The organism is Paenibacillus sp. BGI2013, from assembly GCF_002843485.1.
Classification (GTDB): Bacteria; Bacillota; Bacilli; order Paenibacillales; family Paenibacillaceae; genus Paenibacillus; species Paenibacillus amylolyticus.
The window spans coordinates 24,118-47,994 of sequence record NZ_PJFA01000014.1 but is presented as its reverse complement, the minus strand read 5'-3'; the positions used below and the strand labels follow the sequence as shown (position 1 = coordinate 47,994).

Here is a 23,877-nt window from a genome sequence, read left to right as displayed (position 1 = left end):
TCCCTACTATCTCATACCCTAGTATACACGAATTCAATCCGGCCCATCCGTACCTCGCAAAAAAACCACAGTTGCCGGGCGCTCCTCTAAAATCACGCTTTCACGTATCTCTACAGCATTTTATGCGATACACGTGCTGTGCGCATCTGGAAAAGGACTACATCCGAAAATTTTCTGTACACATGACATTCATTATAGGGAGTGAGTTCGCGTAACGAATAAGCGAGGGACATACCATACATGATAGGGGTGTGTTGCATGTTAAGGAAGGAAAACCAAACAGAAGTGAGAAGAAGACCGAAAATCATGGAGTCTATAGATTAAATTGTTGGAAAAGTTTGGACGCGTAAGAATTTATTAAAAAACCCCCGTTTCTTCACGAAACGAAGGTTCATCAATTAAGCCATTAGCTTAAGCTATTCATTGAACAGCAGTTCCGAATCTTACTTGGAAACCACCGTAACAACAATAGACAAAATCATAAATCCTGCACCCAGTACCACCGTTGCACGTTGCAGGAAGAGATCCAATCCGCGCGCTTTCGTTTTACCGAAAAGATGTTCCGCACCACCGGAGATGGCACCCGCCAAACCAGCGCTTTTCCCGTGCTGCAGCAATACTACAGTGATTAGACCGATCGAGAAAACAACGAGCAGCAATTTCAAAGCAATATCCATTCTTTCCACCTCCTACCCATGTGGGCATACATCTCACCATAAAAACAGTTACTTTAATTGTAACATAGCTATGGTTGTACTACAAGTAGTACAGTTTATACAATGCCCTAAATTTCACCATCTGCGTGATCCTTACGTTATACCATTACTTCGTTGCAATAAAAAAGACAAGCCGGTTACCCGGCTTGCCCGTAAAAGCTGGATATCCAGCTTATTTTTTAAGGTTGTAGAATCCTTTAAGACCATTGTATTGAGCCAGTTCACCCAGTTGATCCTCAATGCGGAGCAATTGGTTGTACTTCGCGATACGGTCAGTACGGGAAGGAGCACCCGTTTTGATTTGACCAGCGTTAGTTGCAACAGCGATATCAGCAATTGTGCTGTCTTCGGACTCACCGGAACGGTGAGAGATTACAGCTGTGTATCCTGCGCGTTTAGCCATTTCGATTGCATCAAATGTTTCAGTCAATGTACCGATTTGGTTAACTTTGATCAGGATGGAGTTACCGATACCTTCGTTGATACCTCTGCCCAGACGCTCAGTGTTTGTTACGAACAGGTCATCACCAACGAGTTGTACTTTGTCTCCCAATTTCTCAGTGAGCAATTTCCAACCATCCCAGTCATCTTCGGACATACCGTCTTCGATTGTGATGATTGGGTATTTCTCAACCCATGAAGCCAGAAGGTCAACATACTCAGCGGAAGTGTAAGATTTACCTTCGCCAGCAAGTGTGTACTTACCATCTTTGTAGAACTCAGTGGAAGCAACGTCCATACCCAAGAATACGTCAACGCCTGGTTTGTAACCAGCTTTTTCAATTGCTTCGATGATTGTAGTGATTGCTTCTTCGTTCGAACCAAGGTTCGGTGCGAAACCACCTTCGTCACCTACAGCTGTGTTCAAGCCTTTGGAGCTCAATACGGATTTCAAGTTGTGGAAGATCTCTGCACCTACGCGAAGAGCTTCTTTGAAGCTTGGTGCTCCAACTGGAAGAACCATGAACTCTTGAACGTCGATGTTGTTGTCAGCATGCTCACCACCGTTGATGATGTTCATCATTGGTACTGGCAATGCTTTAGCGTTGAATCCGCCCAGGTAAACGTACAATGGCAGGTCCAGAGCGTCAGCAGCTGCGCGAGCTACTGCCATGGATACAGCCAGGATTGCGTTAGCGCCCAGTTTACCTTTGTTTGGCGTACCATCCAAAGTGATCATCAATTTGTCGATACCCAGTTGATCCAATGCATCCATACCGATAACTTCTGGAGCGATTGTTTCGTTTACGTTTTTAACAGCTTGCAGAACGCCTTTACCGAGGTAACGGGATTTGTCACCATCGCGAAGCTCAACTGCTTCGTGGGCACCAGTGGATGCACCAGATGGAACGATTGCGCGTCCGATTGCGCCGGACTCCAGGTATACTTCAACTTCTACTGTAGGGTTACCGCGGGAGTCGAGGACTTCGCGAGCGTACACGTCAGAAATAATAGTCATTTGTGATAATCTCCTTTATAGTTGGGATTTAATTTTGGGACCAACTTGTGTTTGCCCTTATTTCACTACGTCAGCAGAATCGTCTTCTGATCGCTGTTATCCCCTGATTTCTATGAACTTACTTTCATAAGTTGAAATCATGTGATAAAGGCGAGCGCTTTGCTTCTTCAGACTATTTCTGCTGTCTTCGTTCAATGTGCAAACGCCAAACCGTCCAATTATATATGTTGTTGCGCAACTTATTTACGGGTAGAGATAACGGATGTACCTGTCATCTCAGCCGGTTTAGGCAATTGCATCAGGTCAAGGATCGTTGGCGCGATATCTGCCAGGATTCCGCCTTCACGCAGCGTTACATTTGCATCAGTAACGATGAATGGAACCGGGTTCGTTGTATGAGCTGTGAACGGACGTCCTTTCTCATCGAACACCATATCCGCGTTACCATGATCCGCCGTGATCAGTACAACGCCGCCTTTGGCAAGTACTGCATCCACAACACGGCCCATGCACTCATCTGTTACTTCAACCGCTTTGATGGTAGGCTCCAGCATGCCGGAGTGTCCAACCATATCAGGGTTAGCAAAGTTCAGAATGATGGCGTCATGTTTGTCTGCTTCGATCTCGCGAACACATGCGTCAGCTACTTCATAAGCGCTCATCTCTGGTTGCAGATCATACGTTGCAACTTTTGGTGAGTTGATCAGTACACGAGTTTCGCCCGGAAGCTCCACATCACGACCGCCGCTGAAGAAGAAGGTAACGTGCGGGTATTTCTCAGTTTCTGCAATACGCAGTTGTTTTTTATTGTTCTGTACCAGAACTTCACCCAGGGTGTTGTCGAGGTTCTTCGGCGAATAAGCCACATAACCTTCAACCGTCTCGCTGAACAAAGTCAAGCATACAAAGTGCAAGCCCACAGGGAACTTCGGACCACGCTCGAAACCGCGGAAATCCTGGTTCGTGAATACTTGCGACAACTGGATCGCACGGTCAGGACGGAAGTTGAGGAAGATAACGGAATCGCCGCTCTCAACCAAACCTACCGGCTCACCATCCGCTTTGACGATAACCGTTGGTTCAACGAATTCATCAAATACGGATTTCTCATACGATTCTTCAACCGCTTTGAGTGGGTCAGTGTATTTTGGTCCATCTCCATAAACGATGGCACGGTATGATTTCTCAACCCGTTCCCAACGTTTGTCACGGTCCATCGCGTAATAGCGACCTTGAACCGTAGCGATTTTACCTACACCGACTTCTTCAATCTTGGCGATCAGTTTCTGCATGAAGTCTTTACCACTGTCTGGCATAACATCACGGCCATCCATGAAAGCATGAATATATACATCATTCATTCCTTCTTTTTTGGCCAGATCTAGCATAGCAAACAGGTGGTCGATGTGACTATGTACGCCGCCATCAGACAACAAGCCGTAGAGATGAAGTTTTTTGCCGCTTTGTTTCGCTTCGCGAACGGCTTTGACAAGTGTTTCATTGTCGTAGAACTCGCCGTCACGAATGGATTTGGAGATACGGGTCAAATCCTGGTATACGATCCGGCCGGCACCAATGTTCAGGTGACCTACCTCGGAATTTCCCATTTGCCCTTCTGGCAAACCTACAGCTTCACCGCAAGCAGTGAGCGTTGTATGTGGGAATTGGCTCATGAAACGGTCGTAGTTCGGTTTCTTGGCTTGCGCTACCGCATTGCCTTCCACCGTGTTACGCAGACCAAAGCCATCCATGATGATCAGTGCTACAGGTTTTGGAGCTGTCATCTTACTTCGCCCCCTCAACAAGCGCGATGAACGAAGCCGGCTGCAAGCTGGCACCGCCAACAAGTGCGCCGTCGATGTCGCTTTGTCCGAGGTATTCTGTTACGTTCTCTGGTTTAACACTGCCGCCGTATTGAATACGAACTGCATTCGCAACCGTCTCGTTGTACAGATCCTTCACCAGCGTACGAATGTAAGCAATAACTTCATTCGCATCTTGGGAAGTGGAGGATTTGCCTGTACCAATCGCCCAGATTGGCTCATAAGCGATAACAACTTGTGCCGCTTGCTCTGCAGACAGACCTGCAAAAGCAGCTACTGTTTGCACTTTGCATACATCTTTTGTTTGGTTCGCTTCACGCTCTTCAAGCGTCTCACCAAGGCAGAAGATTGGAGTCAATCCGTGACGGAATGCTGCATGCAACTTTTTATTGACAGTCTCATCGGTTTCCGCAAAATATTGACGGCGCTCCGAGTGACCAATAATGACATAATCCACACCCAGGTCTTTCAGCATCACGCCGCTGATTTCACCTGTGAATGCACCGTTATCTTCAAAATGAAGATTTTGTGCACCAATTTTGATGTTTGTGCCTTTAACAGCTTCTACCAGGGATGGCAGATTTGTAAACGGTGCGCAGATTACAGTTTCCACGCCTTCAACTTCCGCTTTTCCTTTAACTTCCTGAATGAAGTCATTGGATTCGGAAACCGTTTTGAACATTTTCCAGTTACCTGCGATAATCGGTGTTCTCATGGGTTTCAACTCCTTCATGCTATAGACTACTAAAACTTACTTGTCGTTCAATGCCACTACGCCTGGAAGTACTTTACCTTCCATGAACTCGAGCGATGCACCGCCACCTGTAGAGATGTGGTTCATTTTGTCAGCCAATTTGAACTTCTCAGCTGCTGCTGCGGAGTCACCGCCACCAATTACAGTGTAAGCTTCTGTCTCAGCGCAAGCTTCCGCTACTGCACGAGTACCGTGGGAGAATGGCTCGATTTCAAATACGCCCATTGGTCCGTTCCACACAACCAATTTGGAGTTTTTGATTACATCAGCATAGATCTCACGTGTTTTAGGACCGATGTCGATACCTTCCCAATCTGCTGGGATACCATCGATGTCAACGATTTGTGTGTTTGCTTTCGCACTGAAATCGTCAGACACTACGATATCTACCGGCAGGTAGAAGTTTTTGCCCAATTTTTTCGCTTTTTCGATAAAACCGAGAGCAACATCAAGTTTGGAATCATCCAGCAAGGATTGTCCAATTTCATGTCCTTGTGCTTTGAAGAACGTGTAAGTCAGACCGCCACCGATGATTACGTTGTCTGCAATGTTCAGCAGGTTGTCGATTACATCGATTTTGTCCTTAACTTTGGATCCACCAATGATAGCTGTGAAAGGACGCTCAGGGTTGGAAATTGCTTTACCCAACACTTCAAGTTCTTTCTCCATCAACAAACCGGACACTGCTGGAAGCAAGTGAGCGATTCCTTCAGTCGAAGCGTGTGCTCTGTGAGCCGCGCCAAACGCATCGTTAACGAAAACGTCAGCCAGTTCAGCAAATTGTTTTGCCAGTTCCGGATCGTTTTTCTCTTCGCCTGCGTGGAAACGAACGTTTTCAAGCAACAATACGTCGCCGTTGTTCAGTTCAGCGATTTGAGCTTTAACAGCGTCACCAACAGAACCGTCAGCTTTAACAACTGTTTTACCAAGCAATTCAGACAAACGCTCAGCTGCTGGAGTCAAACGCAAAGATTCAACCACTTCGCCGTTAGGACGACCCATGTGGCTTGCCAAAATGACTTTAGCGCCTTTTTCAATCAAGAAGTTGATTGTAGGAAGCGTTGCACGAATACGTTTGTCATCTGTAATTTTACCATCTTCGAGCGGCACATTGAAATCTACACGGACAAAAGCCCGTTTCCCTGTCAATTCGATATCGCGTACACTTTTTTTGTTCATCTGTATTTCCTCCGCACCCATGTATTTGGTGGACCAATCAAGAGCTAAAATCCCTCGTCAATCCTGGTGTTTTTGAGAAATTTGCAAAATGTAGATATATAAAGAGCGGAAACAATATAGCATCTGTTTCCGCTCTATGTTATTACAGATATTACTTAATCATTTTTGCAAAGTGCTCCAAAGTGCGAACCAATTGTGCAGTGTAGGACATTTCATTGTCATACCAAGCTACAGTTTTAACCAATTGTTGGTCGCCAACAGTCAGAACTTTAGTTTGAGTTGCATCAAACAGGGAACCGAAAGTGATTCCTTGGATATCGGAAGATACGATTTCGTCTTCTGTGTATCCGAAAGTTTCTGGATCGGAAGCTTCTTGCATAGCTGCGTTAACTTCTTCAGCAGTTACTTTTTTGTTCAGAACAGTTACGAGCTCAGTCAGGGAACCAGTAGCTACTGGTACACGTTGAGCTGCACCATCAAGGATGCCTTGCAGTTCTGGGATTACCAGACCGATTGCTTTAGCAGCACCAGTTGTGTTAGGGATGATGTTTTCAGCTGCTGCGCGAGCACGACGGAAGTCACCTTTAGGGTGTGGAGCATCCAACGTGTTTTGGTCGCCAGTGTAAGCGTGAATTGTAGTCATCAAACCTTGAACGATTCCGAATTTGTCTTGCAGTGTTTTTGCCATAGGTGCCAGGCAGTTTGTTGTGCAAGATGCGCCGGAGATTACAGTTTCAGTACCGTCGAGGATTTCATGGTTTACGTTGTAAACGATGGTTTTCATGTCGCCAGTAGCTGGTGCGGAGATAACAACTTTCTTAGCTCCACCTTTCAAGTGTTTCTCAGCTGCTTCTTTAGTTGTGAAGAAACCAGTACATTCCAGAACGATATCTACGCCCAGGTCGCCCCAAGGAAGTTCTTCCGGGTTACGGTTAGCCAATACTTTAACTTCTTTGCCGTTCACTTTGAAGAAGCCATCGTGTACTTCAACATCGCCATCGAAGCGACCTTGAGTTGTATCATATTTGAGCAAATGAGCGAGCATTTTAGCGTCAGTCAAGTCGTTGATTGCTACTACCTCGATGCCTGCTACATTTTGAATACGGCGGAATGCCAAGCGTCCAATACGTCCAAAACCGTTAATACCTACTTTAATCATGAGTAAGTTCCTCCCAAGTTTTGATTAATTTTTTATGAAACTTATATATTCAAGACAGACGGTGAAGTCCGTCAAGACAACAATAGTTGTGATACAAAGTAAAACCTTATTCCATTTCAGCAACGATGACTTCGGCAGCAGCCTCATCAATAATCAGAATATCTTCCTGACCAAATCGTAACACGGAATGTATAGCAGCAGCTTTGCTTTTGCCACCTGCAATTCCAATCACAACATCGGTTCGTTCAATATCCTGAAGTCGCATACCCAGTGTAAGCATGGTATGTACCACCTTACCCTGATCATTAAAGTAATAACCGAAAGATTCAGATACGGCCCCTTGCTCCTGAAGTTCATCTATAATCTCCGTCGCAAGTTTGCGTCTTTTGGCCATCTCTACGGCATCACCAATTCCATGAATAACAATCCGTGATTGCCTGATCAGCTGCAGAATCTCCTGAACACTAGGGTCCTGGATTAATGATTCATAGGCATGATCACTGAGCAAATCCGGTACATGCAGGAGTTTGTATTGCGCCCCTACCCGTTTTGCCATTGTGGATGCGATCGTATTAGCCTGAATTTCAAGGCTTTCTCCAAGTCCACCGCGTGCCGGTACGAACCAGACACCTTTGAGCGATGTTGGCGGATTTAGTTGTTCTGCGACTTCGGCCGTTGTTGAACCGCCAGTAACGGCGACAACGTCGTTGTCACTCATGATATTGCCGAGAGCCTTCGCTCCGGCTCTGCCCAGTTCCCTTTTGGCAAATGGAGAAACGTCCGAATCGCCAGGAACCACAACTACCTTTTGCAGACCGTAGGCTTGCTTGATGCGCTCTTCCAGCTCGGATAATCCGAACAGCTCTTTGGCTACGGGCTCTAACTGCTGCAGCAAATCATACCCTGCCTCGCTGATCTTCATTCCTGCACTGTCAATTTCAATAAGTCCCTGAGCCTTTAACAGATCGGTCTCAGCCCTCAGAACCCGCTCGGTCATCTGCATGGAATTAGCTAACGTTCTCCGTCCGATCACATCCGATAACATGATCTGTTGCAGAATCGTATACCTCTTTTTCAAGATATCCATGAGATCAGGCAGAAGCTGCTTTTGTACTTCTAAAATCGTTCGCATGCTTTCCACTCCCGCAAGTTCTCGTTCTAAGCTCTCTTTCGTGGCCCTAAAACGTCCCGGGTTAACTTTTTAAGTCCCACGTCTATTCTACCTAAAACTGACGCGACATGCAAGTGTTTCAACGTGTTATTTCGACACGCATTCAGCGTTTGTACGCGCCTATTTTCACAATCTTAGACTTCCATGATCTAGGACTAGCTCACGCATACCATATATAGAAGAAACAAATGAATTCAATCTACATATCGCTCAGAATCACATTTCATACGGCATGTCCAAAACCTCTAATAGCATTTACTTAAATGTACTCTTTATCCACTCTTCTTCATCATGATCATTTTTAGGTTAATCCAAACCAATACCACAACGAACTGCTTGCAATTAAATATTTCATGAGCTATAATCATTATTGCTGTCACATAATGTGCGCCCGTGGTCCAATGGATATGACGTAGGCCTCCGAAGCCTGAGATCCAAGTTCGATTCTTGGCGGGCGCGCCATTTTTATTTAACAGCTCATAACCCATTTAACCAATGAAACCGGAAAGGTTTCTTTTTTTTGCAAGTTAGTTTGACTTTCTTTGACTTTTTGTTTGGAATTGTTTATTATGTGGGTAATACGGTAACAGTTTAAGTATAAACACCAATAACATTTACATTCCAAGGAGGTTTTTCACGTGAGTTTTATTCCAATGGTCGTTGAACAGAGCAACCGGGGTGAGCGCGCCTACGACATCTACTCCAGATTGCTGAAGGATCGTATTATTTTCCTTGGTAGCGATGTTAATGACGTAGTGGCTAATGCCATTATGGCACAGATGTTGTTCCTGGCTGCGGAAGATCCGGAGAAAGACATTCACTTATACATCAACAGCCCAGGCGGATCGATTACAGCCGGTATGGCGATTTACGATACAATGCAATTCATCAAACCGGATGTATCTACCATCTGTGTAGGTATGGCGGCTTCCATGGGTGCATTCTTGTTGAATGCCGGTGCAAAAGGTAAACGTTTTGCATTACCAAACAGTGAAATTATGATTCACCAACCACTTGGTGGTGCACAAGGTCAGGCTTCTGACATCGAAATCCGTGCTCGTCGCATTTTGAAAATGCGTGATACGTTGAACCGCATCATCTCTGAGCGTTCAGGTCAACCGCTGGAGCGGATTGAGAAAGATACAGATCGTGACTACTTCATGAGTGCTGCTGAAGCCGCCGATTACGGTATCATTGATAAAGTTATCGAAAACGTAGGATCACAAGGCATCTAAGTGTGACGTAGACCACGGTCTACGCGTTAACATAATCAACACCTAACGTAATCAGCAACATATAATTGTGTTGTCTATACGAGAAGAAGCCCTCATCATAATTATGATGGGGGCTTCTTTTTTCATTTTATAAGGAAGAAAACTTAAGAGTGCATAATAATGATTTCTTTATTTGGTTCCAGATACATTACTGAAAGGTTCTGTACCTTTAGGGAGAAGCTCTTTATACGTAAATGGCATTTCAGGGAATCCCTCTGCGTACGCCGTATATTCATACAACTGGAAGAACACAACTACACCCGTTGGTGTCACATAGAAATCTTGATCTTTATTCAACCCTTTATAACCGTCGAGGTATCCACCGCGGGCTTTCAGTTGCTCACCCACTTTTTTACTCAACGTCTCGCGCATCGTTTTGTTATTTTGCAGCACATCATCTAACGTAAGCTCCTTGCCTGTGTCCAGTGCAAAGGTGTGTCCCGTACGGTATGTCATGCCATGAGCGCCAGCATAATCCTCATATCGTTGTGTAATGAGTCCCAGCACGCCTTTTTCGTTGTACGTCACTACATAGGAGCTCTCAAATGCATATGGACGGTTGGCTGTTGCACCGCCGAATTCAGATGTCTGTTTCTTGAAGTCAGCTACATAAGCATCCACTTCGTCTTTCAGCACTTTGTTGATCGCCGCTTCAGCTTCTTTGCTGGCAAGTCCACTCACTTGCGGATATTGAACATCTACTTCAGCATTTTTTACAGTAACATTAACTGTTGCCGCTTTAATTTTAACGTTATTTTGTTTCACCTTGCTGAGTGTCAACGTTTTGGTTTTGCCATCCCAATTCCCCTGTACACCCAGATAATCTCTCATTGCCGAGAATGGGATATATAATCGACCCTGAATCAATTTTGCTTCCACTTGAGGATAATAGTTGTTAATTCGAACACTCGGCTCGCCATCCAATAGGCTGATCGTCATTGTGTTATTGGCTGCTGTCAAAGCGTACTCTTTGGTTTTCGCATCATATTTCAGCGTTCCACCTGCCACATCTTTAACTGCCGTAAGAGATACCCAAGTTGAACCACCTTGAAGAAGTCCTTTTTGAGTCAGTGTTTTTCCACCCGACTTCAGGGTCACCTCAGCTGTGGTTGTCACTTTCGAGGATACCGATGCCGCCTGAACCGAACTGTCCTGCCACACCGAACCGCTACCTACAATAATTCCTGCTGCGAGCAATGCACTTGTCCATTTTTTCCATGATGTCATATATAAAACTCCTCTCCGAATTCACAATTAGGGATCATTGCGTATGTAATCCTGACCTGATCGCATATCTCATACGCTCACCTCTCTATTATAATTAACCCGATTTCGGAAAGGTTTACAGCTCGAGTTACAATGTTGATGAATATCAGTAGGAAAATATATGGGGATATGACCTTTTTGTCACGAACAACTATACAAAAAAGATACCAATATACAACATTTCATGTTGCTTCGAATAAAGTTCCCTCCTATCTAACTTCATCAAAGTTTGCTTTTCCAACAAAAAAAGACTCTGTCCACAGGACAAAGTCTTTGTCATTATTTCGTTGTACCCTTCAAATGACACTTATAAAGGTTACTTGAGCTTACAATCCTTAGTTCACTCTTGTTTATTTCATTTCATACGTGATATTCAGGATTGTGCTTACTTTAACCTGGCCTGTTTCAATCTCAGTGCCACCTGCTGTATCTTGTGCTTTGGACATCAACGCCTCGCTTGCATAGAATACAGGCACATTGGCATCACCTTGGCTCACGGAAAGAACAGCACCCAGTTGACGTTTAACTGCTTTTGCAATGGCGCCCGCTTTCACATCTGCATTGGCAACAGCTTTTTCAATCACTTGGGACTCATAACTTTCCGGATTTTCTACAGTAAAGCGCACGTTTTCAATATTGTTGGCACCCGCACCCGAAGCAGCATCGAGCAACTCGCCAATCTTATCCATCTGACGATATGTGACTGTCAGCGTATGATGCGCTGTATATCCTTTAATTTGTTGTCCGTCTTTTTCGCTATACGTATAGTTGGGTTGTACAGAGAACTGACTCGTTTGAATGTCGTCTGCACTGATCTTCCACGTATTCTTCAGCAAGTTGGATACCTTTTGAACCTTGGCAGCATTCGCTTTTTGAGCAGATGCTGCTGTCTCTGCAGTACTGTTCACACCAATGGACAGATACGCGATATCAGGCTTCACCTGAATCTCACCTTTACCCACAACATTAATCACATTCTGCTGTACTCCCTGAACCTCTGCAGCGTAAGCATAGTTACCTGGTGCAACCCATGCTGTTCCTCCAACAAGCAACGTACTTGCCACCAGCACCGCACCAAACGGTTTCATCCATTGTTTACCCATCACGATAGCCTCCTTATGTGTTAACATCTCAAACTTTAAACGATTTGATACCTTAACAGACGGGACAAATTCCATAATGTTGCACTTGACGATAGCATAAACTTGAAAAACGCAAAAAAGCCCCTTTCGGGACTTCTTCATTGGATTGATCATATCTTATTGGTTTTCGAGCTCTTCCTTGCTTACCAGACTAACTAAAGCGTTTACAGCCTGTTCGGCATCCGCGCCTTCTGCACTAATCTGGATTTCCGTACCTGTGCTAATTGCAAGGCTCATGATCCCCATGATACTTTTTGCATTAACTTTTTTGTCGTCCTTCTCGACGAACACTTCAGACGAGTACTTATTCGCTTCTTGAACGAACAGTGCCGCAGGTCTGGCATGGAGACCCGTTTTCAAACGGACAACTACCGGGTGCTTTGTCATGGAAACTTACCCCCTATTATGAAATCTGGACATTAAATACACAATTATATTTAAACAACATTATACCATTAACCCGTGCAGGACACTAGAAGAAAAAACTCAGGGTGCTTTGACGGGCATTATCTTGCCCTATTTCATCTTTTGCACAGCGCGCATCCAATGACCTAAGTAAGTCCCCTAGATCCTTAACGGTTGACTTTCCCGACCTTGTTACTTTACCCTACTCCGTCTTAACCATAACGTTCCGTGCGTACTTTCTCAGCCAGCTCATCAATTTTACGAAGCCGATGGTTCACTCCCGACTTGCTGACTGTACCTTTAAGGAGCTCGCCAACTTCCTTCAAGTTGATATCCGGATGAGCGAGTCGAACCTCCGCCACTTCGCGAAGTTTCTCAGGCAAAGATTCCAGACCAACTTCCTTTTGTAACAACCGAATATTATCGATTTGTCTTACCGCCGCTCCAATCGTTTTGTTCAGGTTGGCGGTCTCACAATTGACAATCCGATTAACGGAGTTACGCATGTCGCGCATAATTCGTACATCTTCAAACTTGAACAAGGCCTGATGAGCACCAATGATGCTGAGCAGCTCAATGATTTTCTCGCCTTCCTTAATGTATAGGATGAATCCTTTTTTCCGTTCTATACACCGGGCATTCAGATGAAATTCATTGGCCAGATCAACCAGTGCCTGACAGTGCTCTTCATACATAGACGAAATCTCCAGATGGTACGAGGAACCTTCCGGATTATTAACCGATCCACCTGCGAGAAATGCACCGCGAAGATAGGCTCGTTTACAACAGTTTTGCTGAAACAATTCCGTACTAATCCCTGGGGTAAAGAGAAAGCCCTCAGATACAATATGAAGACTATTGAGAATCTCCTGTACCATGGTTGGAATACGAACAATATATACATTGTTCTTTTTCAGCCGCATTTTTTTGCGGACCAGTAATTCCGTATGCACTTGAAAATGCTTTTTAAGCAGAGAGTATGCCCGTCTTGCAATCGCGGCATTCTCCGTCGAAATATCCAAGATCACTTTTTTATTCGATAACTGCACTGCACCAAGCATACGGATGAGGGCTGAAAGTTCCGCCTTTTCGCAGCACGGTTCGCTCTCGATCATGGTTAATTCTTTTTTGGTCTGTGCTGCAAACGACATGGGACTTCACCTCTTCCGTAACATCCAATTTTGTACCAGTTGGTAGATGTGATGACTTAACTTGTCAGCATCATGACGCAGATAGGTTTTGAACAGAACAAGGGTATCTGCAACCACCTGATAACCGGCACTTTCGAGTACATTCATATCCAGTACAACCGGTTTTGCTCCTTTTTCCGCATACTTATTTTGCACTTGCAGCGGAATATCACCATTATTTACGATAACATAGTCGAAGAGCTGATGACCTATATGCTCGTGTACCGCCTTAAGGTGGTCACTTACCGTATAGTTATCTGTTTCTCCCGGCTGTGTCATCACATTACAGATAAACATCTTCACCGCATCAGCCTCTACCACAGCTTCTGCAAGCTTAGGTACGAGTAAATTGGGAAGGATGCTTGTATAGAGGCTGCCTGGCCCGATCAGAATAGCATCAGCTTGACGAATGGCCTCTACTGCCTCTGGCAACGGCTCCACGTGATCCGGTTCAAGGAAAACACGTTTGATGCGTCCACCCGCCTCAGGGATTTTGGACTCACCTGTAATAATTGTCCCATCTTCCATCTCGGCATGCAACACAACGGCCTGGCCTGCGGCTGGCAATACCTCACCTCGAACGGCAAACACGCGGCTAAGCTCCCGCACTGCGGTCACAAAGTCGCCCGAAATATCCGTCATTGCAGCCAAAATCAAATTTCCCAAGCTGTGGCCTGCAAGCCCCGCGCCTGTATTGAAACGGTACTTCAACATATCTGAAAGCAATGGTTCTACATCAGCCAGTGCCGTAAGCACGTTGCGAATGTCGCCCGGAGGCGGCATCTGTAGCTCATTGCGCAGGATGCCTGAACTTCCACCGTCATCTGCAACTGTGACGATGGCCGTGATATCCAGCGGCTTCTCTTTCAAACCGCGCAGCATCACGGATAATCCGGTTCCGCCGCCCATTACAACTATTCTCGGACGTTCTCTTCGTGGTCCGGCCTCTTTCATCCCTTCACCCTCTTCAATGACGGTCCCGGTCAGCGTCGCGATGGCTCACGGTAACAGCTTCTGTCTCGCTGCTTCCCAACATCTTGCCCAAATATTCCGATATTGCTACCGAACGATGCTTGCCTCCGGTACAGCCGATTCCAATAATAACCTGGCTTTTGCCTTCCTTCCGGTATTGCGGAATCAGGAAATGCAGCATATCCAGCAGCTTGGTCAGAAACGCCTGTGTCTCTGGCCACTTCATAACATATTCGTACACATCACTATTCTGTCCCGTATTCGGTCGCAAATGATCAATATAATGTGGATTCGGTAAAAAACGTACATCAAACACCAGATCAGCATCAATCGGAATCCCATACTTGAATCCAAACGACGTAATATTCACCGACAGCATTTGGCTCTCGAGATGAGAAAAACGGGATATGATACGTTCTTTCAGTTGAGCAGGCTTCATTGTACTTGTATTCAGTACCTGAGTCGCAGAGTTTTTGAGTTCCTCCAACATCTTGCGTTCCAGTCGGATGCCATCCAGCGGCATGCCCTCAGGAGCCAGAGGATGTCTGCGCCTGCTTTCTTTGTAACGCTGAACAAGTACAGAATCTGTAGCATCCAGGAATAAAATCTCGCAATGAATGGTAAAATGATCTTTAATATAGTTCAAAGACTCGGACAGAGCCGTAAAGAATTCACGCCCGCGCAGATCGATAACCAATGCAACCTTACCAATCTTGCCGTTTGACTGTTCAATTAGTTCCGCAAATTTTGGAATCAATACCGGCGGCAGATTATCCACACAGAAGAAACCCAGATCCTCCAGGCTTTGTACTGCAATGGTTTTACCTGCTCCGGACATGCCCGTAATGATAATGAGCGTGGCGCCTGTGCCTGGTGATCCTTCACCTTCAAGCATAAATGTCCCCTCCTTATCATATTGCTGTCTTCATATATTGTTACGAGGATACTAGGAACGCAAGAGAAGACCTGCTGCACCCACAATACCTGCATTATTACCAAGTGTAGCTTCCAGAATCTGAACCCCATCTTGCAACGGTTCTGGCGTCAGCTTAGCAAACACAGTACGGATTTCATCAAACAAGAAATTGCCCGCTTTGGATACGCCGCCACCGATGATGAACATCTCCGGGTTAATGACAGCTGCTACAGTAGCCATGGACTTGCCCAGGTAAAAGGCCGCACGATTCACAATGCGCTGTGCCACTTCATCGCCTGCCTTGGCAGCATCAAATACTTCTTTGGCTGCAATCTTGTCGACGAGTGCCAGTGACGTATGATCCCCGCGCTCTACGGCATCCTTTGCCATACGGATAATACCCGTTGCAGACGATACTGTTTCTACACATCCCATTTTACCACAACCGCATTTGATGGCTTCCAGATCAGGTACAACACTGATATGACCCAGTTCTCCCGCCATACCGGAGAAACCCTGATAAATGTTACCATTCAGGATCAAGCCTCCGCCAACACCCGTACCGAGTGTATAACATACGCAGTTGTCTACGCCTTTACCCGCACCTGCCCAGACTTCACCCAGTGCAGCCACGTTTGCATCGTTATCTATTTTGATTGGCTTGCCCAGACGTTCTTCCAGAATCGAACGAATGGCCACATTCCGAAATCCGATGTTAGGGGCATGAACGATAATTCCCTCGCGTACATTCGTGAAACCGGCCACTCCAGCACCTACACCCTCAAGCTGTTCCCAACTGTACGGTGATTCGGCTACGATATGTCGGACATACTTCTCGATGTTGGCGATGACCGTGTCTACGCCCTTATCCACTTCAGTCGGTCCTTCATACGTATGCATTAGCTGACCTTGTTCATCGCATATACCGACCTTGATTGCTGTTCCGCCGAGATCGACCCCAACGTAGATTTTCTCAGACATGCTGCAAGCCACCTTTATCTATCTAAAATAGTTTAAGTCCTACGTACCAACTATAATTGAAGGATACGCCTGGGTCAAGACGAGAAGACCTCTAGTACCTCCTGCTCCGCCGGGGTTGTGAACCACATCACGCACCGTTTTTGAATACGTATACATCCTCATTACCTTCATTTATAAACGCACGCTTTATTCCTTCCTCCCCATAACAGAGGAAGCCTCAACTCATGATATTGCATCTTCACTCGTTCCATTCATAAAAGATCAACATCGTCCCCTCATATAGGTGACTCATCTTATGCACCCCGCCACCTGTCATTTTTACGCAGAAAGCTATCTAATGACGGTATTGCCAACAAAAAAAGAGCCTTCCATCCACAGGAAGGCTCCCTTACTTTTATGAAAATCTAAAATTGTAGAAATTGGGCTGACTCAGTTGATTTTTCTACGTTATAACTTCGTTTCCACACGTACCGGCTCTTCCGTCTTCTCCATCTTGTTCACATCCAGAATATCGAGCAGGAAGACAAAGATCGGAATACCAATGATCAGTCCCCAGATCCCCAGAAAGTGTTGCGACAGAATTAGTACGATAAAGGTGTAGAACATTGGCAATTTGGTCTTGTGTGCCATCAGTTTTGGATTCAGGAAGTACGTCTCCAAAGCATGAATAACAATAATCATGATGATCACAATAATGCTTAATTTCAGTCCACCCATCTGATACCCAATCAGACAGAGCGGTACAAGTGAGATGATAACCCCCGCAACGGGAACCAGACTGAGCATGAACACCAGAATGGTCAGAGCGAACAGATACGGGAAACCCAGAATCCATAAGCCCAGTATCGTCAGTACCGTATTAAACACCGCAATAAGAAGCTGTGCCTCAATGACTTTACCAAAAGAAGATACGAACTTGTCTCCCAGATAAGCAACTTCATTGTAGAACCATCCAATTTTACTTGTTTTGAACTTGGACGTGAACTTGGATATCTCCTGCTTCTGCAACAAGAAGAACAGACTCAGAATGATGACGAGCAGAATAAACTCCAGCCATTTGCTCAAAGCGAAAATATATTTCAATGCATCATTGGTGTAATTTTTAATATCGAAGGATTGAAGATAACCCGCAATTTTGGACGCAAAATTATCACCGTCTGCACTATCCAGAAATTTCATAATCTCGTTTGTCAACTGGACGACCTGATCCACGATCCGTGGTGAATATCTGGAAATGCCAAGCACAATGACTGCAATCACAATCATATAGAGTAGGATGACTACAACTTTATAATTGATTGGAAACAACCGATTTAAACCACCTGTAATGAAATGCTGTAACCTGTTCATGACATACGTCACCAGGAACAACAGCAGAATCATGTGCAGCATACTCCCCATACTGAACAAAATTAAACAGAACAAGAGCAGGATTAAAAATCGTCTCACTGTCGCATTCTGTAACCAATCTTTTATCATTTCCCCCAAAATCTTCACCTCACAGCTAATATGCCCTATATGTATACGATCTCATGCCCACTGTAGTTTCAAAAAAAGAGAAGCCTTCCGGCTTCTCTCATTTCATGAGACTTCCCGTTGTCTCTTATTCCCAGCATATGCCTAACCTCACGCATGTAATGCTTATTTATCCAACGTTTCGCTCCAATCATGGACAATGCTTCCTTCAAGGAACTTCTCACAATCCATTGCCGCCATACATCCTGATCCTGCAGCCGTAATAGCTTGACGATACTTCGTATCTTGAACATCGCCACAGGCAAATACACCTGGAATATTGGTCTCCGTTGTTCCGGGTTTAACGACAACATAGCCATGTTCGTCCAGTGCAATCGCATTACCCAGGAATCCGGTATTCGGTGTGTGACCAATGGCAACGAATACGCCATCTGCTTCAAGCAACTCTTCCTGCCCCGTCTCGTTGTTGCGCACTTTCAGCCCTTTGACACCCAAAGCTTCTGGTACGACTTCGAGTGGAGTACGGTTCAGCGCCCACTTCACCTTTTCATTGCTGCGAGCCCGATCCTGCATAATCTTGGATGCACGTAATTCATCCCGGCGGTGAACCAATGTCACGTCTGTTGCAAAACGAGTCAGGAAACTCGCTTCCTCCATCGCGGAGTCTCCACCGCCCACGACCACGATTTTTTTGCCACGGAAGAAGAAACCGTCACATGTCGCGCATGTACTTACACCACGTCCCACATTTTCCTGCTCGCCCGGAATACCGAGATAACGAGCGGAAGCACCTGTGGAGATAATGATCGATTCAGCTTCCAGTTCACCGATTCCTCCAACTTTGACCTTGAAGGGCGGTTTGCTGAAATCAACCTCTTCCACCCAACCGTTTTTGAATTCCGCTCCAAAACGTTCAGCTTGCTTACGCATGTTGTCCATCAGTTCCGGACCCATGATACCTTGCGGGAAACCGGGGAAATTCTCAACTTCCGTTGTCGTCGTCAATTGACCACCCGGCTGAAGACCTTCGATAACCAGTGGTTTCAGATTAGCACGAGCCAGATATATCGCTGCTGTCAGACCCGCAGGTCCCGTTCCGATCACAATCGTTCTGTATTTAGACATATAGATACAGCCTCCTTAATTAAGGTGAGAATGTGTTGTACTAGCGATGAACTTGCCAAGATGATATCCTACAGGCGTTTACGAAGCCCATTCGTTAAGTTTACCCGTTTTCCCGGTTGTTGTATCCTTCACCTGATGATGTCTTTCTGAAAACGAGTTGAAGCGAACTTTCTATACTAGTGGTGGCTTGCTGTTACAAACCGAATGAATCTGTTTAGCATACTTGCTAACCGTTGATGCCGATATCCCATACCGCTCAGCAATGCTTTGATAGGTAACGGGCCGACTGTGATTCTTCGCTGCCAAATATTCAAGTCCTGCAGCCCAACCCTCAATCTGCTTCGTACCCGGAACTTCCGGATGTACCCGGGATACATAATCCGTCCAGAGCCGTTCCATCTCTTGCTGCAACTCAGCCTTTGCTTCAGACATCTGTAACGCACGATCAACAACCGCCTGCCAATGGGAGGTTGAACCAGTGTCCGATTGTTCTGATGTGGATTGAACCTTCCCAATAGACTTCAAGGCTACAGGAGAAAAGGGTCGAACCACCTGAGTATTCCGATCCTCATGTTCAGCCGATTTCAATCCGTTCAGTACAGTTTGTGCTGCCTCAAGCAGATCCTGTTCTTCTCCAGGCTCTTCAATAAAGGATTGCAGAGCCTGTTGCACCTCATAGTCACCAATCATCCCAAGCGCATGAATAACCTGTAGCTTGGTTGCCCGATCACCATGACGCAATGCCCAGAAGAAGGATGAGCGAATCAGTGGATCATTCTTCATTTCTTCAGGTATGCCACTACCGTAGTTCTCCCACTGTCTGAATTGCTCATCAAATGGCAGATGATAGTGATAGCTCAGCTTCTCTGGCTCTTGCTCGCCTTGTTTTACAGCCTCAAGACCTGACAGATAATACCGGGATACTTCGGAACCTGGATCAAGCTTGGACACATGATGCCATAAACGCTCAGCAGCATCATAACGTTCTGTATTATAAGCCGCCACTGCTGCATAGTGAGCAAGTGCCGGATCAGCAGCTGTCTCTTCGTCCTTGAGCAAACGCCGGAAGTGAACATAAGCCGTATCGTGTTGGCCCAGAATTCCCATCGTTGTCGCCAGTTTGTAGACTTGTTCGTGCTGGAAGGGCACGATGACCCGCAATTTTTTGATCAGAAGCAGCACTTGATCAGCCCGGTTCTCATTTTGATGGAAAATGGCCAAATTACAGAGTGCATGCAGATTACCTGGTTCCTGTTCAAGCACTTCGGCAATGGTCTCTTTTGCTTTGGGAAACAGACCCATATAATAGTAGGCGAGTGCCAGATTGTTACGGGCAGCCAAGTAATCAGGATAATCAGAAGACATGCCTTCGAGCAATTCAGCAGCCTGTGCAAATTTTCCTTCTTCCAGCAGTTCCCGTGCCTGATCGTGCTCCACTACACCTTTGCGTGATTTGATTCGATTCAGTTTAGTCGGACGATCCAGCTCATAATACAGAAGCTCCATCATCTCTTCGGCTTCCGTCATGAACTGACCTTGAGTGTCCTCCTCCAGATAGGTAACAAGTGCTTGCTCGGCTTCCTCAAACCGATCCATATTTGCATAATTGTTCGCCATATAAAAATAACATTCCGTCATCGACGGATCTACCACTTCCAGCACGTTAGCCAGAATGGCATTGGAGGCTTCGTAATCCCCCTTCTCCGATAATATACCCGCCATATTACAATGATTTACCGGATTTTCCGGTTCGTATTCAACAGCTTTGCGAAAATATTTTAATGCCTTGTCGACATGATTACGGTCCAGCGAGCGGACAGCTCTTTCAAAGAAGAAAGAAGCATCCAAGTGAATCGGTATAATATTGGCAAGGTGTCCCTCAGCCCGCACTAGCTTGCCCTTCATCTTCCAAGGCACCTCCTCTTTGCATTTCATTCATACTCTTCAGTATACCACATCTTAAGGCCCACTTCTCAATATGTAGTTTCATGTCGTTTATGAAAAAAATGCAAAAGAAGATGATATTCCATTTTGCGGAAACCTATCACCTTGGAGCGTTGTTTATTCAAAGGAAAACCATGTTTACCTAGAGACTCCTACACTCACTTACCATAGGCTCTCTTTGCAGTATTGCATTAGTCTATTCTTGTCGGTTACGCGGCATCTAACTGGATTCGGTCCGGTTATACTAATACGAGTGTAGTATATGGTATTATTATCCTTATTGTCCTTTTTAGTGGTTTATCTCCATTAAAAATTAAACAACGTATATTAGCTCTGTCTCTCAGCCTCTTTTTCGCGTATGTAATAAAAAATAAATATTTTAAGGGGATGTTATATTGAGGATCTCAAAGATAAAACCACTTATATTCATCTTAATATGCTTGTTTGCTTTGAATGGATGTTCAAAAGATATAGAAAACATAGAAAATAAGTTCACATTAGAGGATGTACTGAGCGCGCTCGAGTCTCAAGAACTGGATTTAGTGTCCTTTGGTATCACCGGGTATCCTTTGAAATTAAATGATGTTGTACCTGAGGTGTACTCCGTTGAAGTGCCCGTGGAAGAAGAACCATATAGCCCTGAATTTATACATTTTTATATTTTCAATTCAGAAAAGGGTCGCATCAACGGGACAAAAGAATTCAATAAACACATGGAAAGCGCCCAATTTACAACATTCCCTTTTCTATATGAGAAAGGAAATGTTCTTATCGTTTACTGGAGCAAAACCAAAGATGATCCTCTGTTCACTAAACCCATCGAAACTGCGTTAGAGCAACTGAAATGATCATAGTTCATACATTACTGGACTGAGCTGGACAGTGGGAATATCATTTTAGAACGTTAATTGCAGTCATTCGTCGTTCGTAAAAAAAGAAGACCGAGCATTTGGGCTCGGTCTTCTAACTATTATGGCTTAAATATTTAATAAATCTAGATCTTCGACGCCATCGAAGGTGAAAGTGAAATATGAACGGTTTTATCAAACGGTGTCATGAAATTGACCAGCACAACCTTACACTTGTCCGGCAGTTTTGCCTCACGTACCGTTGCCGCCAGATGCCCCAGCTCGCCTCCGGTGATCTCCAGCCAGTCTTCTCCGCAGGTATAGCGTAATGTACCGCCTTTCCACAAATAATGACCCTCACTCGTTTCAATCGCGTCCTCACAGGTCAGCTCACCTTCGCTTCCGAATACAAAGGATAACTGCATCATAATGTCCTCCGGTTCCTGTCCAGATAGATGCATGTTCCATCCGTTTTCCGTTGGCTGTAATTTTGCTCCTACACGGAATGTCTGCTCATGAGTAAGCTGACGACTCTGATGAGGTAACAAATACCATGGACTTATATCTGATGCAGCCGATTCTGGCAGCAGGTTCGCAGGGATTGGGCCGTAATAACCTTTTTTCTGCTCACCAGTTAGTCGATAGCCTTCGGACAGCCTCGTCATTTGCTGCATAGGTACATACCCTGGATTAAAGTAAGAGGCCAGTTGCACAGCCAGCAGGCGCACCTTGCCATGACGAAGAGCGAAGAAAGAAGGAACTTCTGTCATCACAGTCACACTTGTAGCGCCATCCCGAATTCGGGCTACTGGAGCACCAAAATCCGTATGCATCCGACTGTGAGAGATCCGTCCGTGATGCCCTACTGAGTCCATCTGCTCCAGATATTCTCCCCGTACAAAATGTTCATTCAGCATGACCTCATACTGTTCCGGTAATGCATCACGTGTATCATTCGTCTGCTGAAGCTCCGGCTCAAGCATTAATCGAATGAGCGTATTCACCGAACATACTCCCGGATCTGTCAATGTATCTCCAGCCCAGGCTGCCATACCGGCTAAGAGTGGATCACCGTCCAGCCGAGCCAAAATGGCATAAGGCAGATAATAAGGTGACAGATCATGAACACTGCCCAGATCCTGTCGCCCTGAATAATCCGTAACAATTTCACCCGTTGGATGGACCAGATACACCATCATGCGGAGATTAAGCCTCACTGGTTCCAGCAATTCAGGACGATTGAGCAGGCGCGCAGCATGAATTAACATGATGTCGCTAACTGCGCTGTATATCCCATTGCTCCGTTCTGTCCACTCCCCATCGGGTGTAATATCCATGCCTTCATCCATCCACTGCTCTGCGCGCTGCACAGCTTCCTCCAGATCAAATATTTCATGCAGGAAACCAAGCGCCGCGCATAGCACCCAGCGATGATTAGGCGTATGACAACCTCCTGTAAGCATGGTTGGGATTGTACGTTCCAGAAACAGCCTCATATTGTTCAATACAGGTTGAAGCGGCTCCCATTCTTGCTGCTGAAGAAGCTGATACAACTGTGAATACCCTACAACGACAAATGCAGTATCCGGAGGGGAATGGTAATTGGTCCAGCCAGGCGATATTGAACCATCTTCATGCTGGAAGCGGAGTACAAATTCCGTAGCTAACAGCAGTCGATTTAACAACGATTCATCCCGGTAATAGATAGAGTCCGGATTGGAGAGCGCAGCTCCCCAGTAACACATATCCGTGGGCGTTCCAGTCGTATGGTTGACCCAGGCAACACCTGTGAAGGGATCAATTGTCCCTCCATAGTAACGGCTTTCCGGGTCAAGCATCTGCCGGGATATGCCTCTTTCTACCGCTCTGTCATTACTGTCCACCAGTTGTTTGTACATGTGCAGTCCCCTCCATACCAATGCATTCTCCCGATGTGCGGAGTATGTTGCTTCAGTGCCTTCAATTCAGACCGGAAGCCTACTCATACCGCCCGTAGGTGAGTTCATTTTTCTCGTCAGTATATATCATATTTCTACAAAAGTCGCCAGAAAATCTGTGCTTGTTTTACTAAATACTC

Annotated in this window: 20 protein-coding genes and 1 tRNA gene; 3 read left to right on the top strand and 18 right to left on the bottom strand. The window is 45.5% G+C overall.

Annotated features, from left to right (window positions below; translation table 11 throughout):
• Positions 1-443: 443 nt before the first annotated feature.
• The 7 genes from secG to CXK86_RS26030 form a co-directional block, all read right to left on the bottom strand.
• Positions 444-677: a preprotein translocase subunit SecG gene (gene secG, locus CXK86_RS26060; RefSeq protein ID WP_036616231.1), complete on the bottom strand. Its 234-nt coding sequence runs from the start codon at positions 675-677 to the stop codon at positions 444-446.
• Between the two features lie 211 nt (positions 678-888).
• A complete protein-coding gene (gene eno, locus CXK86_RS26055) occupies positions 889-2,175 on the bottom strand; it encodes a phosphopyruvate hydratase (RefSeq protein ID WP_036616228.1) in 1,287 nt (428 codons plus the stop codon).
• A 239-nt stretch (positions 2,176-2,414) separates the two neighbouring features.
• Positions 2,415-3,959 (bottom strand): 2,3-bisphosphoglycerate-independent phosphoglycerate mutase, encoded by a 1,545-nt coding sequence (gpmI, locus tag CXK86_RS26050; RefSeq protein WP_101314808.1) that lies wholly within the window; start codon positions 3,957-3,959, stop codon positions 2,415-2,417.
• A gap of 1 nt (position 3,960) precedes the next feature.
• Positions 3,961-4,713: a triose-phosphate isomerase gene (gene tpiA / locus CXK86_RS26045; protein ID WP_036616221.1), complete on the bottom strand. Its 753-nt coding sequence runs from the start codon at positions 4,711-4,713 to the stop codon at positions 3,961-3,963.
• Between the two features lie 36 nt (positions 4,714-4,749).
• Positions 4,750-5,931 carry a phosphoglycerate kinase gene (locus tag CXK86_RS26040; RefSeq protein WP_036616219.1) on the bottom strand — a complete coding sequence of 394 codons (1,182 nt, stop codon included), beginning with the start codon at positions 5,929-5,931 and terminating at the stop codon, positions 4,750-4,752.
• 151 nt (positions 5,932-6,082) lie between these two features.
• Positions 6,083-7,090 (bottom strand): type I glyceraldehyde-3-phosphate dehydrogenase, encoded by a 1,008-nt coding sequence (gene gap, locus CXK86_RS26035; RefSeq protein WP_017691243.1) that lies wholly within the window; start codon positions 7,088-7,090, stop codon positions 6,083-6,085.
• Positions 7,091-7,196: 106 nt separating this feature from the next.
• The gene (locus CXK86_RS26030; RefSeq protein WP_036616216.1) at positions 7,197-8,222 is read right to left on the bottom strand and encodes a sugar-binding transcriptional regulator; all 1,026 of its coding nucleotides are present in this window, start codon (positions 8,220-8,222) and stop codon (positions 7,197-7,199) included.
• Positions 8,223-8,648: 426 nt separating this feature from the next.
• On the opposite strand from CXK86_RS26030, the gene CXK86_RS26025 reads away from it, so the two are divergent.
• Both CXK86_RS26025 and clpP read left to right on the top strand, forming a co-directional pair.
• Positions 8,649-8,723: transfer RNA gene (locus CXK86_RS26025), tRNA-Arg, on the top strand.
• A gap of 176 nt (positions 8,724-8,899) precedes the next feature.
• Positions 8,900-9,496, top strand: a complete 597-nt coding sequence (clpP, locus tag CXK86_RS26020; protein ID WP_017691245.1) for an ATP-dependent Clp endopeptidase proteolytic subunit ClpP — start codon at positions 8,900-8,902, stop codon at positions 9,494-9,496.
• Between the two features lie 168 nt (positions 9,497-9,664).
• Here clpP and CXK86_RS26015 read toward each other — a convergent pair whose 3' ends face one another.
• The 10 genes from CXK86_RS26015 to CXK86_RS25970 form a co-directional block, all read right to left on the bottom strand.
• Entirely contained in the window at positions 9,665-10,762 is a 1,098-nt protein-coding gene (locus tag CXK86_RS26015; RefSeq protein ID WP_101314807.1) for a stalk domain-containing protein, read from the bottom strand.
• 389 nt (positions 10,763-11,151) lie between these two features.
• The gene (locus CXK86_RS26010; protein ID WP_047841458.1) at positions 11,152-11,904 is read right to left on the bottom strand and encodes an SIMPL domain-containing protein; all 753 of its coding nucleotides are present in this window, start codon (positions 11,902-11,904) and stop codon (positions 11,152-11,154) included.
• Positions 11,905-12,060: 156 nt separating this feature from the next.
• Positions 12,061-12,330, bottom strand: a complete 270-nt coding sequence (locus tag CXK86_RS26005) for an HPr family phosphocarrier protein (protein ID WP_017691248.1) — start codon at positions 12,328-12,330, stop codon at positions 12,061-12,063.
• Between the two features lie 230 nt (positions 12,331-12,560).
• On the bottom strand, positions 12,561-13,499 hold the full coding sequence (gene whiA / locus CXK86_RS26000) for a DNA-binding protein WhiA (protein WP_101314806.1): 939 nt from the start codon (positions 13,497-13,499) through the stop codon (positions 12,561-12,563).
• Positions 13,500-13,505: 6 nt separating this feature from the next.
• Entirely contained in the window at positions 13,506-14,492 is a 987-nt protein-coding gene (locus CXK86_RS25995; protein ID WP_017691250.1) for a gluconeogenesis factor YvcK family protein, read from the bottom strand.
• 13 nt (positions 14,493-14,505) lie between these two features.
• The gene (gene rapZ / locus CXK86_RS25990; RefSeq protein ID WP_017691251.1) at positions 14,506-15,405 is read right to left on the bottom strand and encodes an RNase adapter RapZ; all 900 of its coding nucleotides are present in this window, start codon (positions 15,403-15,405) and stop codon (positions 14,506-14,508) included.
• 51 nt (positions 15,406-15,456) lie between these two features.
• Positions 15,457-16,407 carry an ROK family glucokinase gene (locus tag CXK86_RS25985; protein ID WP_017691252.1) on the bottom strand — a complete coding sequence of 317 codons (951 nt, stop codon included), beginning with the start codon at positions 16,405-16,407 and terminating at the stop codon, positions 15,457-15,459.
• Between the two features lie 447 nt (positions 16,408-16,854).
• On the bottom strand, positions 16,855-17,886 hold the full coding sequence (locus tag CXK86_RS25980) for an AI-2E family transporter (RefSeq protein ID WP_036616412.1): 1,032 nt from the start codon (positions 17,884-17,886) through the stop codon (positions 16,855-16,857).
• Between the two features lie 162 nt (positions 17,887-18,048).
• Positions 18,049-19,008: a thioredoxin-disulfide reductase gene (trxB, locus tag CXK86_RS25975; RefSeq protein ID WP_036674745.1), complete on the bottom strand. Its 960-nt coding sequence runs from the start codon at positions 19,006-19,008 to the stop codon at positions 18,049-18,051.
• 171 nt (positions 19,009-19,179) lie between these two features.
• Positions 19,180-20,913 (bottom strand): tetratricopeptide repeat protein, encoded by a 1,734-nt coding sequence (locus CXK86_RS25970; protein ID WP_101314805.1) that lies wholly within the window; start codon positions 20,911-20,913, stop codon positions 19,180-19,182.
• A 608-nt stretch (positions 20,914-21,521) separates the two neighbouring features.
• Between CXK86_RS25970 and CXK86_RS32305 the strand changes: the two genes are divergently transcribed.
• Positions 21,522-21,800 carry a hypothetical protein gene (locus tag CXK86_RS32305; RefSeq protein WP_180361871.1) on the top strand — a complete coding sequence of 93 codons (279 nt, stop codon included), beginning with the start codon at positions 21,522-21,524 and terminating at the stop codon, positions 21,798-21,800.
• A gap of 146 nt (positions 21,801-21,946) precedes the next feature.
• On the opposite strand, the gene CXK86_RS25960 is transcribed toward CXK86_RS32305, so the two are convergent.
• Positions 21,947-23,698, bottom strand: a complete 1,752-nt coding sequence (locus CXK86_RS25960) for a hypothetical protein (RefSeq protein ID WP_101314803.1) — start codon at positions 23,696-23,698, stop codon at positions 21,947-21,949.
• Between the last annotated feature and the right edge of the window lie 179 nt (positions 23,699-23,877).

Bases quoted from the DNA above. Each gene is read 5' to 3' on its own strand.
- secG (WP_036616231.1), bottom strand. From the start codon at position 677: ATGGATATTGCTTTGAAATTGCTGCTCGTTGTTTTCTCGATCGGTCTA.
- eno (WP_036616228.1), bottom strand. From the start codon at position 2,175: ATGACTATTATTTCTGACGTGTACGCTCGCGAAGTCCTCGACTCCCGC.
- gpmI (WP_101314808.1), bottom strand. From the start codon at position 3,959: ATGACAGCTCCAAAACCTGTAGCACTGATCATCATGGATGGCTTTGGT.
- tpiA (WP_036616221.1), bottom strand. From the start codon at position 4,713: ATGAGAACACCGATTATCGCAGGTAACTGGAAAATGTTCAAAACGGTT.
- CXK86_RS26040 (WP_036616219.1), bottom strand. From the start codon at position 5,931: ATGAACAAAAAAAGTGTACGCGATATCGAATTGACAGGGAAACGGGCT.
- gap (WP_017691243.1), bottom strand. From the start codon at position 7,090: ATGATTAAAGTAGGTATTAACGGTTTTGGACGTATTGGACGCTTGGCA.
- CXK86_RS26030 (WP_036616216.1), bottom strand. From the start codon at position 8,222: ATGCGAACGATTTTAGAAGTACAAAAGCAGCTTCTGCCTGATCTCATG.
- CXK86_RS26015 (WP_101314807.1), bottom strand. From the start codon at position 10,762: ATGACATCATGGAAAAAATGGACAAGTGCATTGCTCGCAGCAGGAATT.
- CXK86_RS26010 (WP_047841458.1), bottom strand. From the start codon at position 11,904: ATGGGTAAACAATGGATGAAACCGTTTGGTGCGGTGCTGGTGGCAAGT.
- CXK86_RS26005 (WP_017691248.1), bottom strand. From the start codon at position 12,330: ATGACAAAGCACCCGGTAGTTGTCCGTTTGAAAACGGGTCTCCATGCC.
- whiA (WP_101314806.1), bottom strand. From the start codon at position 13,499: ATGTCGTTTGCAGCACAGACCAAAAAAGAATTAACCATGATCGAGAGC.
- CXK86_RS25995 (WP_017691250.1), bottom strand. From the start codon at position 14,492: ATGAAAGAGGCCGGACCACGAAGAGAACGTCCGAGAATAGTTGTAATG.
- rapZ (WP_017691251.1), bottom strand. From the start codon at position 15,405: ATGCTTGAAGGTGAAGGATCACCAGGCACAGGCGCCACGCTCATTATC.
- CXK86_RS25985 (WP_017691252.1), bottom strand. From the start codon at position 16,407: ATGTCTGAGAAAATCTACGTTGGGGTCGATCTCGGCGGAACAGCAATC.
- CXK86_RS25980 (WP_036616412.1), bottom strand. From the start codon at position 17,886: ATGATAAAAGATTGGTTACAGAATGCGACAGTGAGACGATTTTTAATC.
- trxB (WP_036674745.1), bottom strand. From the start codon at position 19,008: ATGTCTAAATACAGAACGATTGTGATCGGAACGGGACCTGCGGGTCTG.
- CXK86_RS25970 (WP_101314805.1), bottom strand. From the start codon at position 20,913: ATGAAGGGCAAGCTAGTGCGGGCTGAGGGACACCTTGCCAATATTATA.
- CXK86_RS25960 (WP_101314803.1), bottom strand. From the start codon at position 23,698: ATGTACAAACAACTGGTGGACAGTAATGACAGAGCGGTAGAAAGAGGC.